This window comes from Advenella kashmirensis WT001 (assembly GCF_000219915.2).
Lineage (GTDB): Bacteria > Pseudomonadota > Gammaproteobacteria > Burkholderiales > Burkholderiaceae_B > Advenella > Advenella kashmirensis.
This window is the reverse complement of the sequence record NC_017964.1, coordinates 4,084,138-4,096,576: the sequence shown is the minus strand read 5'-3', so window position 1 is coordinate 4,096,576 and position 12,439 is coordinate 4,084,138. Positions and strand designations below refer to the sequence as shown.

Below are 12,439 nucleotides of genomic sequence, written 5' to 3'. Positions count from 1 at the left end.
CCTCATGGAATTCGGTGTATTTATTCTTGCGCAACAACGTGGCTACCACCAAACGTCAAAGCAAGTCATCAACAATTCGGTCGAGCAGACCATCGCCGCAGAACAGGCCGGATTCAATAATGCCTGGTATGCAGAACATCACTTCAATAACTACTCGCTGTCGCCTTCGCCGCTTATGATGGTGGCGCACTGTGCGGGCGCGACCAAGCGGATTCGTCTGGGCACCGCCGTCTGCATCCTGCCGCTGTACCATCCGGCTCGTTTCCTGGCTGAAGTCGGTTTTGTCGACACAGTGTCCGATGGTCGTCTTGACCTGGGCATTGGCTCGGGCTACCAGGCGTTTGAATTCGAACGGTTCGGGGTGAAGATGGAAGACGCTTCGAAAATCTATAACGAATTCCTGGACATGATCCCAATGGGCCTGACCCAGCAGACCTTTGAGTATCACGGCCAGTTCCTGTCCATGCCGCCCAGTTCCATTGCCGTACGCTGTCTGCAGGATCCCATGCCACCGCTGTGGATTACTTCGGGTAATCCGGTAGCCCTGGGTCGTGGCGTACGCGAGAATCATAATTTGTTTGTCACCGCTCTGCTCAAGGGCAATGATGCCATCAGAGAGCTGCGCGAGCGCCTGGAGAAGGTGGCTGACGATAATGGACGCGACCTGGATCGCGACGTCAAATTCGGCTTTTTGCGTTGTGGTTATGCATCGGATAACAAGGCGGAAATCGATGCCTATCTGGACAGTGCGCGCTTTCAGCGTCGCATTTCCGAAAGCTTGAAATTTCGTCGTGCCCAGTCAGAAGACGGCTATATGATCAAGGAAGTGCCTTCACAGACAGATGTCACTTTTGATGAGCTACGCAAGAATCTGCCGGTGGGCTCTGTCAATCAGGTCATCGACAAGCTTTTGGAGGAAATCAGCATCCTTAAACCCAACCATATTGCCTTGCAAACGCAGTTGGGTGATTTTGATCAAAAAACCATGCTCAAGCAAATCGAACTGTGGGGTGACAGAATCATTCCGGCCATCAATAAGGAACTGGGTCTTCGGGCTGCTGCCTGACCGACCCGCAGGGGACCACCATGCGCATTCATTTGACAAATACCGGTGCCATCACCGTGCTTGACGCTGCCGAGTTTCGCAAGCTTGATGTTCTGATCGATCCGCTAGCGCCCGAGAAGCTGGAACAGGCGATCTCGAAAATCGGTCGCCGAGAAGATGAAAATCATATCCGGCTGTCGCCGGCGGTGCTGCGGTTCCTGGCGGATCGGGCCGGCGATGCCCAATGGGAGTCCGGGTTTGCGCAAATGATGGCCTATGCGGCCAAGGCGGGTTGGGTGGATGAACACGGCGATGTGCGCGTGCATATCGAGCGCAACGAAATTGACGAGGTCGTGACCGAAGTTGAGTTCAAGGCCGCCATGCGTGCACTGCCTGCAGGCATCAGCGCCGTGACAACGGGCAGCGGAGAAGGCGTGGCCGGACTCATTGTATCGAGCCTGACGTCGATTTCGGCCGAACCGCCTCTGGTTGGCTTCTTTATCAATGAAAGCTCCTCGATCGTGCCCGCGTTGCTGGCCAACGGCCGCTTTGTCGCCAATGTGCTGGGCGAGGCGCATCGCGATGTGATGTCCGCCTTTCTGTGCGAGAAGCAGGGCCCGGCCCGTTTTTCCAAGGGCAACTGGGGCAGCGGTCTGCATGATCAGCCGGTTCTGAATGATGCACTGGCCAGCGTGGAGTGCGACATTGTCAACACCCAGGCGCTGGGCACCCATCGGATGATCGTAGGCAAAATCCGTCGTTCGGTCAGCCGGCAAGCCAGCCCGATGATCAATTTCAATGCCGGCACGCATCGGCTGGAGCCGCTGCCGCTCTAGCTTATCCATTGTTGCCGGATTAACCAGACAAAGCGGCCTGGCGTACTTGTCCGGCACGCGCCACCCCTTTGAGACAGAAATACCATGACTGAAAAATTTGTTCATATAGACGTATCCGACTATGTTGCGGTGGTGACCATGGATCGCAAGCCGGTCAATGCACTGAACCGCGAGATGCGCCGCCAGCTCGTATCGGCTTTTGATGAAATTTCGGCCCGCAGCGATGTGCGCTGTGCCGTTCTGACGGCAAACGGTGCGGTTTTCTGCGCCGGCGCAGACCTCAAGGATCGTCCCGATGAAAACATTGCGGGCGACTTCCTGGAACACAATCGCATTACCCGGGAAACCGGCAACGCGATACGCGAGTGCGCCAAACCGGTGATCGCCGCCGTCAATGGAACAGCGCTGGGAGCAGGGCTGGGCCTGGTAGCGGCCTGCGATATTCTTTATGCTTCTGAAAACGCAACCTTCGGCATGCCCGAAATCAATGTTGGCCTGGCAGGCGGCGCTTCCATGTTGCGTACGCTATTTGGTCGTTCCACCCTGCGCCGCATGTTCTACACAGGCCAGCGGCTGACCGCGCATGAACTGCTGCGTCGCAATGTGATTGAAGATGTACTCAAACCCGAAGAACTGCTTCCTGTCACCATGCGCTGGCGCGCGAAATCGCGGCCAAGGCGCCGCTGGCGACCATCTACGCCAAGCGCGCTGCCAATATGGTCGATGTGATGCCACAGCGTGATGCCTATCGTTTTGAGCAGGAGTTCACCATGCTGCTGGCCAAGACAGAAGATGCACGCGAAGCACGCATGGCCTTTCTGGAAAAACGCGAACCCAAGTTCAAAGGCTGCTGAAATATGGATACATTTATTGCGCCTGAGCCGGGCGCCGGACTGAACGCGTTCTTCATGGCCAGAGGGATCGCCATTGTCGGTGCGTCCGATGACATCACCAAAATCGGTGGCCGTCCCATTTATTTTTTGCGCAAGTATGGTTATGGGGGAACAATCTATCCGGTCAATCCGCGAGGCGGCACCATCCAGGGCCTGCCCGCCTATACCTCTGTGGCCGATCTGCCGCAGGCGCCAGATATGGCAGTGCTGGCGGTTCCGGCCTCGGCAGCCGTACAGGCGCTACAGGACTGTGCTGCGCGCGGGGTGCGCGGGGTAGTCGTATTGTCTTCCGGATTTGCCGAAGCGGGGCCCGAAGGCGCCGTACTACAGGCGCAACTGGTTGCCATCGCCAGAGAGCATGGCATGCGTTTGCTGGGGCCCAACTGCCTGGGCATCATTAGTGTGGCCCAGGGGGTGATCGGCTCATTTTCCATTATTCTTGAGCAGAGCATGCCAGAGGCCGGCCATATGGGCATTGTGTCCCAGTCCGGCAATATCGGCAGCTACGTCGTGCAGAACGTTGCCAGTAAGGGTTTGGGGGTCAGTCACTTTATCGCCACCGGCAACGAGGCGGACATTGACGTGGCCGATGGTATTGCCGCACTGGCCGAGGATGCGCAGACCCGCTTGATCCTGTGTTGCATGGAAACCTGCCGCGATGCCGGCAGATTAACCCGGGCGCTGGACCTGGCACGGCAAAAGAACAAACCGGTGGTGGTGCTGAAAATTGGCTCCACTGACCAGGGGCAGGCTGCCGCCGCATCGCATACCGGCGCGCTGGCCAGTTCCGATGCGGTCATTGACGCGGTCTTCCGGCGCTACGGCGCCTTGCGGGTTGACTCGATCGAAGCGCTGCTGGAACTGGGCCACGCCGCATCCATTTTGCTGCCCGGCGGCCTACCAAAAGGCAATCGGGTCACCGTGCTGGCAGCCTCCGGTGGTTTTGGCATCATGATGGCCGATGCTACCGTCAAAGCGGGGCTCGCGTTAAGCACGCTGAATGAATCCACCAAGGAGCGAATCCGGCAGGTACTGCCGCTGGCCGGTGTCAATAATCCGGTTGACGCGACCGCCCAGGTATCGTCGCGTCCCGAAGTCCTGTTTGGCATGTTGTCGGCGTTGATGGAAGATGATGGCGCTGACGTTACCCAGATCTTTCTGTCGCTGGCTCTATACAACCCCCGTTTGCGCAGCGTGTACATGGAAGCGCTGCGCAATATCCGCGCATCCTATCCGGATCGTCTGCTGGTCGTTACCAGTCAGGGACCTGCTGACGCAGTCAGGGAAATCAATGCGCTGGGCATTCCTGTGTTCCCAGGCATTGACGCCACGGCCCAGGGGCTGGCCGGTCTGCTGCGCATGGCGCAACTGGCCCGCCTGGGTGCGGCACCGCGTTACCAGGATACCGTGCAATCGCTGGAACCCAGCGCCTTTCGCAACGAATATACCGCCAAGAAAGCCCTGGCCGCAGCCGGAATTTGCGTGCAGGATGAAATTGTGGCTGCCAGCGCAGACGAAGCAGTACAGGCGGCACAGCGCATGGGTTTTCCGGTAGTCCTTAAAATTGCCTCCGCAGATATTGCCCACAAAACCGAGATCGGCGGCGTCGTCCTCAATCTTGGCAACGAGCAGGCCGTGCGCGACGCCTACGAGCAAATCATGCAGGCCGCGGCCACGCATGCACCTGCAGCCAGGCTCGACGGCATCCTGGTCACGCCGATGGCCAAGGAGGGCATCGAACTGATCATGGGGGTTTCCAGGGACCCGGTATTTGGCCCGGTCGTGATGGTGGGCACAGGCGGCATTTATGCTGAGATTTTGCATGACGTTGCCGTGCAAACCGCACCGGTTTCTGAAGACGAAGCACATGCGATGATACGGTCGCTCAAACTGTTCCCGATTCTGGATGGCGCACGCGGCCAGCCCAGGGCCGATGTCCAGGCTGCGGCGCATACACTGGCAAGGCTCTCGCAGTTTGCCTGCCGCTACGCATGCAATGTGGCCGAGATCGACATGAACCCGGTACGTATCCTTCCCGAAGGGCAGGGGGCCGTTGTGCTCGACGCGCTTCTGATTCCGATCAACCCTGCAGTATGACATTTTCGAGATCAAGCATGGATTTTCACGCCAACCCGCTGACCGCTCAGCCCGCTATCGCGCCGGACGCCTATCGTGCGCATGCCCGCGAATGGCTGAAAAACAACCTGCCTGCGCATATGCGGGCAGACACTCTGGATTACCGAAGCCCGACGCTGGCCGAATCGAGCCAATGGGAAGCGGCCATGTATCGCGCCGGCCTGGCCGGGATGACCTGGCCGGTGGAATATGGCGGTCACGGGCTCACCCTGCGCGAGCATCTGGCGGTCAACAAAGAAATTGGCGCGCTGGCCATGCCCGAGAGCGTGAGCTCAATCGGCAAGGAGCTTGCCGGCCCCATCATTATGACCGTGGGTACCGAAGCGCAGAAGAAGACCTTCCTTCCTGCCATTCTGCAAATGCAGAACTACTGGTGCCAGGGCTTTTCAGAGCCCGATGCCGGTTCCGATCTGGTGCGGTTACGAACCCGCGCAACACAGGAAGGCGACCAATGGCGGATCAACGGCCAGAAAATCTGGACCAGTGGCGCGGCAAAGGCGCATTACTGTCTTTTGCTGACGCGCACCGGAACGGTGGCCGACAAACATCGGGGCCTGCTTATGTTTGCGGTTCCCATGGATACGCCAGGGATTCGTGTCGTGCCAATCCGTTCCATCGACAACAAAGAATCATTCGCTGAAGTGTTTTTCGATGATGTTATCGTTCCCGACAGCGCAAGGCTGGGCGCACCCGATGAAGGCTGGAACGCTGCCATTCGCGTCCTGTCCATTGAACGAGCCACCAATCGCATGTATCGGCCTTGGCGGTTCGAGTGTGAATTGCGCCAACTGGTTCAGGCGTGCCAATCAGATGCGCAGCTTGCTGGCCGATTGACCGAGAGCTACTATCAGCGCCGCATTGGCCAGCTTGTGTGTGAAATCGACGGGCTCAAGGGACTGGTGGAGCAATCGGTCGACCAGCTGCTTGCCGGGGCCGCCATTGGTGCGCGCGGCTCGCTGACCAAACTATATTGGTCGAATGCCACCAGGCATTCATGGCACTGGCGCAGGAAATCGTCTCACAGGTCGGGCCGTCCTCAAGCCCGCTGGCGCGGCGTGCCCGCGAGCATTTTTGCACTGCCTACCTGTTCTCGCATGCCGAGACTATCTACGCGGGCACGACCGAAGTGCAATTGGACATCATCGCCCAGCGCATTATGCAACTGCCAAAGGATATCTGATCATGAGTCACCAGGAAGAAAATTTGCGCCCCGAAGAGTTTGCCGAAGCGGCTGCCGCTGCGGTCGGTGATGTGCTGGGTCGCGGTGTGCGCGATACCGCCAAGGTGCTGGCCGCTGCCGGCCTGTTTGGTGTGTGCGCCCCGGAGAGCCGGGGTGGCCTTGGCCTGGACCTGGCATTCGGTGTGCCGGTATGTGAGGCTGCCGGTTCCCTGCAATTGCACTTTCCTTTGGTGGAGCAAATGGTACTGGCAAAGGCCTTTGCCGATAGTGACATTGCGCAGGCACTGGTCGACGGTGAGAAAATCGCCACCATTGCCTGGCAGGGCAGCCTCGCAGATAAGACCGCAAGCCATGCCGGGTATGCTGACACGTGCGACTGGATTCTGGTCGCAGACGAAGAAGGAGCAAGCCTTCTTGAAGCCGGCTCGCTGCTCCTGCAGGCCAACGGGACGATGGATCCGGAGTACCCGCAATTTGACGTTGATCTGGCAAACGCTGTGGTCAAGGCGCACCTGTCTGCCGCCGCGTTCGCCACATTAGTGGACGATGCTCTGGTGCTGAGTGCCGGTTTTATCAACGGTCTGAGCGCCGAGGCCTTGACGCGAACAGCACAATATACGTCTACGCGCGTGCAGTTCGGACGCCCGCTATCGGCCAAACAGGTGGTGCGCCATACCCTGGCGCACATGAAGTTGCTGCATGAGTCCTCGACAGCTGCTCTGCGCCGGGCATTGCTCACAAATGAATTCGGTATGTCGCGCGATGTGGCCCCGGCCTTTTCGGGCGCGCTGGGCAATGCCGTATTTATTATCGAAAAAGCCATTCATCTGCACGGTGGCATGGGCTTTACCTGGGAGCTTCCCTTGCATTACTCCCTAAGGGAAGTGCGCAAGATCGAGGCGGCGTTCAATAACGGGCGCAGACTGGAAGGTCTGGGTGCACAGTTCATCGCAACGGTATAAGGAATCAAAGCAATGCAACAGGATATGGCGGGCCGCGTGGCCCTGATCACCGGCGCGGGTAACGGCATCGGCAAGGAAACGGCAAAGCAGATGGCCGCCCGTGGCGCCATCGTTGGTGTTAACGATCTGAAGGAAGAGTTCGTCAGTGCTACCGTACAGGAGATCACACAGGCGGGCGGCAAGGCATTTGACGTGGTGCAGAACATGGCCACGCGCGAAGGGGTGGCTGCTGCCGTCGCGCAGGCGCATCAGCACATGGGACGGCTGGATATCATGGTGAACAACGCCGCCTGGGTGCGCTATCAGGCGGTACCCGACATCATGCCGGAAACCGTGGATCGCATGATTGACATCGGCTTCAAATCCGTGATCTGGGGGCTGCAGGCGGCTGTCGACGTCATGGACCCCGACAGGGGCGGCGTGATCGTCAATGTGGCCTCTACTGCGGCCCTGCGCTCGGCCGCCAATTCAGTGGTGTATTCCGGCATCAAGTCCGGCGTTCTGGGTATCACGCGCGCAGCGGCGGCAGAACTGGGAGCGCGTCATATCCGCGTGAACGCCGTCTGCCCTTCGGCGGTACCCACGGAAGGAACCCAACGCAACCGCAATGCCGAGCGAGATGCCAATCGCATCGCGCGTACGCCGCTGGGGCGCTGGGTACGGTGACCGACATTGCCAGGGGCATCTGCTTTCTGGCCAGCGATGAAGCTGGTTTCATCACAGGCCAGGCGCTGGTTGTCGACGGCGGCATCACCTTTACGAATATCTGACCTTCAGGCGATCACAATGCCCACCATTCTCATTACCGGCGCCGCATCAGGTATCGGTCGCGCCAGCGCGCTGCTATTTGCCAGCCGCGGCTGGCGCTGCGTGCTGGTCGATTGCAATGCCACGGCACTTGCCCAATTGATGCAAACGCTAAGCGCGACAAAAAGTGGCGGCAATGTCACGCATCTGGTGCGGACCGTTGATCTGACGCAGGCGACGCAAATACACTCCCTGGCCGATCCGTCCCTTATTTTGGATGCCATTATCAATAACGCCGGCATGTCCGATACTAGTGGCCTGCAGCTGGTCGATCAGGATCCTGTACACATGGATCGCCTGGTCGCATTAAATCTGCGTGCGCCCGCCTGGTGGTCCAGGCATTGCTCCCACAACTTGCGCCGGGTGCCCGAGTCGTCAATGTGGCTTCAGGCGCCGCATTGCGCGCCATTCCCTGGCGCGGCGCGTACAGCGCCACCAAAGCCGGCCTGCTTGCACAAACCCAGGCGCTGGCTGCAGCCCGGCCTGATCTTGCCGTCAGCGTGCTATGCCCTGGCGTTGTGCGCACCGAACTGGTGGCCGAATTAATTGATATCGGCCGTCTTGAGCCGGCCGATATCGTAGCAAAAGTTCCGCTGGGCCGTATGGCAGACCCGCAGGAGATGGCCGAAGCCCTGTTCTTCCTGGCCTCGGAAGCGGCAGGCCCGCTTAGCGGAGAACGATTCAGCGTGGATGGCGGTTCGTCCATATTTGGTGGTAGCAAGCCTTTCAAACCCGCCGAACTCCCGCCGTTGCCACCCGATAGCCTTGTGGCGTACCGGCCTGCCGGCAACCCGGATGCCGCCTGGGTCGCGGCACTGGCTATCGAAGAGGCGACCCCTGTAAACGCGACCCCTGTAAACGCGACCCTGTAAACGCGCACTACACCGCCACCCTGGATTTCTCCTGCCTGCACGCTCAAGCTGGCCAGATGCTGCACACCGTTCATGAAACGGCACGGCGCTATGCCGGCCAGAACGCAGCGCATAGCAGCCTGACCGTACTCTTGCCGGCGCACGATCAGACCGATAGCTGGCAGCAGGCAGGAGACATCGCCGCTGCACGCATGCTGATCGCCAGCCTGGCCTGTGAACTGGGTCCGCGTGCCATGCGCGTTAACGCCATTGAAATGGATCTGGCTGCCGCTCCTTCCGAACTGGTGCCGCTGCTCAGGTTTGTGGCAGGCCCCCGTGCCCAGTTTCTCACTGGGCAGACTATTCGGGCGCATGCGACCTGACGTTGCACGCCTTTGCCCCATCAATACGAACACGAGCCACACATCATGACCGACCATAGCCCCGAGCAGGAACAGATCAAAGCGCATTTCATTGCCCAGCGCGGCTACTGGAGACCCTGGACACAGGCCATCTTGCGCCACAAGCCGCAATTTCTGGACCGTTACGCGTCTTATGCGGGTTATCCGGCGCAGCATGGCCCGTTGCCCGGGCGCCTGGTTGAACTGATCTACATCGCCCTCGATAGCTCCGCAACCCATCTGTACCCGACAGGTCTGCGAACCCATCTGGATTTTGCCCGCAAGGCCGGGGTGAGCGCGGCAGACGTTTTTGATGTGCTGCATATCGTGGCTACCCAGGGACTGAGTCACGTCTATGACGCCGTGGGCATCCTTGCGCAGGAAGCCGGCCTTGAACCCGACGCGGCCATGTCCGTGCAACAGCGTGAGCGCGTGCTGCAGCACTTTCAGGAAACGCCTGCTTTCATGGAGACATTGGCGCAGCTGGACCCAGGGTATCTTGACGTATTGCTCGATTTTATTGAAGAGCAGAACGGCCAGCCAGCGTCGGGTGGTCTGACACCCACAGAGCGCCGGCTGATTGAAGTTGCCCTGGCCGCCTGCTTTACCGGTTTCAATGAAACGATGTTGCGCATTCGCATCCGGGGCGCGCTCAAAATGGGCATCAGCCAGGCTCAGTTGCTGCAAGCCATTCAGCTTGGGGCGCATTTATCCCTCCATGGTACCGCGTTGGGAGCCAATACATTCGAAGAGAGCGTTCAGTCCGGTGTGTCGGGCAATTCTGCAGAAAAATGAAGTGCATTACCGCTCAAGCACTTGGCCACGCGAGGGGGCGCCAGTCAATCTACCTAGCGTAAAGCCCGGTTTGCCCGGCATTAGCGAGCTTTAACCGGGTTTAGCTGGGCAAACCGGCACGTTCGGCAAGCAGTGTAAAATGGCCGTCTATTCAAAGCCAATGCACCTGCGAACACTTTCCTGCTCAATTCAATTGACATATGCACCCGACTCAAACCCAGACTCACTCCCCCAGCGATGCAGTTACGCCTGACGCGGATGTATTGCGTGTATTGCGAGCCTTGAGTCTGCAGCGCATCAGCGGATGGCATCTTCCTGGCTACTATCTGGGTATTACCTATGAATCGGTGGGTCTTGACGAGGCAACGCTGACAATGGATCTGGATAGCAATGCGGACCGCAACGGCCAGCCGCTGCCGGTTGCTCTGTGCATTCTGGCCGATGTTGCGCTGGCGGCCGCCATTCGCGGAGAAGTGGGATTTGCGACCCGGCTGGCGACGGTCAGCGCCCGGCTCACGTTTACCGGTAAATCTGCAACACAGCGGCTTGCTGCCAGAAGCCATACCCGGTTTCGCTCGGACGCAAACACAATTGCAATCCGCAACAGCAGTGTGGCGGTCTTCTCCGGGGATACGGAAATATGTTTTGCGGAAGCCAATTTTGCCGTTCTGAATCGTCCGGCAGATAAACCTGCGCAAGCGCTGCCCAGTCCTGAGTCATTGGAACAAGTTGAGCAAATGGGTATCAATGATCTTACCGATCAGGAAAACGCGTTTATCTAAAAGCACAGAAAGCCAGTGTCGACGGCAGACATCAAAATGGAGACAGCGCGGGCGATCGCGATACAACTGCGACTTTTACAGAAAGGTTCTGGGGGTTGATGCCGCAAGCGCACGGCAAGGCAGCCACATGCGAGATCGAATGCGGCCTTCATATTGGCAATCGGGTTGGTCATGTACAGGGCGGGATACTGCTGGGGCTTGCGATCAGCACCAGCCTGGCTACTGTAGAGCACGGCTGGCGCATGCTGGAGATCAGCGCCAACTTCATTCGTCCAGGAACCGAGGGCACCTTGAAAGCAAGTAGTCGTATCGTTAACCAGGGCCGCAACCTTGCTCATGTCACATGCGATATTACGACTGACACGGGCCGATTGGTGCTTCAGACCCAATCGACCCTGATCAGGAAGTGAATAAGCCAGGCACCGTCCGCTCTATATAGCTCATGAAGGACGGCGTGTATCCGCTAGCATCGCGCCGGTGGCGCAGCAATGAATCTATCAGTCCAGGCGTATGCCCAATGACTTGATAATGGTACCCCAGGTTTTGGAGTGCGCTTCAATCAGTTCGCCAAATGCCGTAGCACTCATCATGCGCGCCTCCGCACCCTCTGTCTTAAACTTCTTGCTGATCTCTTCAGAAGCAATTGCTTCATTGACGGCCGCATTCAGCTTGTTCGTAATGGCGTCCGGTGTTCCTGCTGGCGCCAGCAAGCCGTACCAGGAATAGGCCAGCATGTCTGGCGTACCCGCTTCAACAAAAGTCGGAATGGATGGTGCTGCCTGCGAGCGCTTTTCCGATGTCATGGCGATCGCCTTCAATCGACCGGCCTGAATATGCGGCAGCGATGTGGTAATGGCATCAAAGAAAAGATCGACATGCCCAGCCACCAGATCGGACATGGCTGGCGACGAGCCTTTATAGGGAACATCAAGAATATCGGCGTTCGTGGCCGCACGCAGCATGGACAGGACCAGATGGGTCGAAGAACCATTACCCAGCGTCGCCGCTGACAGTTTTCCCGGTTCCTTTTTGGTCAGCTCAATGAGCTCCCGTACATTATTTGCCGGCACAGATGGATTGGCAACCAGCACAAACGGCGTCAGGGCGGCAAGCGCAACCGGCTTGAAGTCAGAAACTTTATAGGGCAGCTTGCCAAACAAATGTGGATTGGTCGACAGCGTTGTGGTGACGGCCATCAGTAGCGTATATCCGTCAGGCCGGGCCCGGGCGACCGTTTCAGCGCCAATGATGGTCGAGGCGCCTGGTTTGTTTTCGACCACTACCGGTTGCGACAGCTTTTCGGAAAGCTTCTGGGATAACAGGCGTGCCAGAATATCGGTGAACCCGCCAGGTGAATAGGGAACGACGATCTTTATCGGTTTATCGGGGTAGTGGTTGGCGGTTTGCGAATGTGCCGTGGCGGCAGTGAAGGCCAGTACAGATGCACCGATCAGAACGGTACTTCGAAAAAATTTCATGCTTGGTCTCGCTCCAGTTGGAAACTTAGTCATCATTGTCGTAATTGCATCGCCATCTTTGTGGCGAAAGCTTTTTATACACTGATGGCTTTTCCGCGATAAGGGGCACACCCGCAGAACAATACTGCAAATTCAGGAGCAATGGCATGCGGTCATTTTTATCACATGCGTTATTTAACAGGCGGCAACAAAGCGATGACAGCTGTGATTGGTGCATCGGGTTCATTGCTTGAGCGCCTATTGTCTATTGAATGCTCGATTGTGTTTTACGTG

Annotated in this window: 10 protein-coding genes and 3 pseudogenes; 12 read left to right on the top strand and 1 reads right to left on the bottom strand. The window is 58.2% G+C overall.

Going from position 1 to position 12,439, the window contains the following annotated elements:
• The first annotated feature begins 4 nt into the window (after positions 1-4).
• The 12 genes and pseudogenes from TKWG_RS19195 to TKWG_RS19145 all read left to right on the top strand — a co-directional run bounded on the left by TKWG_RS19195 (position 5) and on the right by TKWG_RS19145 (position 11,098).
• Positions 5-1,066 carry an LLM class flavin-dependent oxidoreductase gene (locus TKWG_RS19195; RefSeq protein ID WP_014752432.1) on the top strand — a complete coding sequence of 354 codons (1,062 nt, stop codon included), beginning with the start codon at positions 5-7 and terminating at the stop codon, positions 1,064-1,066.
• Between the two features lie 20 nt (positions 1,067-1,086).
• Positions 1,087-1,881, top strand: a complete 795-nt coding sequence (locus TKWG_RS19190; protein ID WP_014752431.1) for a flavin reductase family protein — start codon at positions 1,087-1,089, stop codon at positions 1,879-1,881.
• Between the two features lie 84 nt (positions 1,882-1,965).
• Positions 1,966-2,735: pseudogene (locus TKWG_RS19185) on the top strand (enoyl-CoA hydratase/isomerase family protein).
• Between the two features lie 3 nt (positions 2,736-2,738).
• Positions 2,739-4,871, top strand: a complete 2,133-nt coding sequence (locus TKWG_RS19180; protein ID WP_014752430.1) for an acetate--CoA ligase family protein — start codon at positions 2,739-2,741, stop codon at positions 4,869-4,871.
• A 17-nt stretch (positions 4,872-4,888) separates the two neighbouring features.
• Positions 4,889-6,160 (top strand): acyl-CoA dehydrogenase family protein, encoded by a 1,272-nt coding sequence (locus TKWG_RS19175; RefSeq protein ID WP_456047810.1) that lies wholly within the window; start codon positions 4,889-4,891, stop codon positions 6,158-6,160.
• Positions 6,093-7,052, top strand: a complete 960-nt coding sequence (locus TKWG_RS19170; protein ID WP_041709661.1) for an acyl-CoA dehydrogenase family protein — start codon at positions 6,093-6,095, stop codon at positions 7,050-7,052. The genes TKWG_RS19175 and TKWG_RS19170 overlap by 68 nt, the downstream gene beginning before the upstream one ends.
• A gap of 12 nt (positions 7,053-7,064) precedes the next feature.
• A pseudogene (locus TKWG_RS19165) lies at positions 7,065-7,822 on the top strand (SDR family NAD(P)-dependent oxidoreductase).
• Positions 7,755-8,731, top strand: a pseudogene (locus TKWG_RS27390) (SDR family oxidoreductase). The pseudogenes TKWG_RS19165 and TKWG_RS27390 overlap by 68 nt, the downstream one beginning before the upstream one ends.
• Positions 8,732-8,787: 56 nt before the next feature.
• Positions 8,788-9,093 carry a Rossmann-fold NAD(P)-binding domain-containing protein gene (locus tag TKWG_RS25560; protein ID WP_014752423.1) on the top strand — a complete coding sequence of 102 codons (306 nt, stop codon included), beginning with the start codon at positions 8,788-8,790 and terminating at the stop codon, positions 9,091-9,093.
• Positions 9,094-9,138: 45 nt separating this feature from the next.
• Complete coding sequence (locus tag TKWG_RS19155; RefSeq protein ID WP_014752422.1) at positions 9,139-9,906, top strand: carboxymuconolactone decarboxylase family protein; 768 nt, start codon at positions 9,139-9,141, stop codon at positions 9,904-9,906.
• A gap of 200 nt (positions 9,907-10,106) precedes the next feature.
• The gene (locus TKWG_RS19150) at positions 10,107-10,688 is read left to right on the top strand and encodes a PaaI family thioesterase (protein ID WP_148274604.1); all 582 of its coding nucleotides are present in this window, start codon (positions 10,107-10,109) and stop codon (positions 10,686-10,688) included.
• A gap of 98 nt (positions 10,689-10,786) precedes the next feature.
• The gene (locus tag TKWG_RS19145; RefSeq protein ID WP_014752420.1) at positions 10,787-11,098 is read left to right on the top strand and encodes a PaaI family thioesterase; all 312 of its coding nucleotides are present in this window, start codon (positions 10,787-10,789) and stop codon (positions 11,096-11,098) included.
• An 87-nt stretch (positions 11,099-11,185) separates the two neighbouring features.
• Here the strand turns inward: TKWG_RS19145 and TKWG_RS19140 are convergent, their stop codons facing one another.
• The gene (locus TKWG_RS19140) at positions 11,186-12,166 is read right to left on the bottom strand and encodes a Bug family tripartite tricarboxylate transporter substrate binding protein (protein WP_014752419.1); all 981 of its coding nucleotides are present in this window, start codon (positions 12,164-12,166) and stop codon (positions 11,186-11,188) included.
• Between the last annotated feature and the right edge of the window lie 273 nt (positions 12,167-12,439).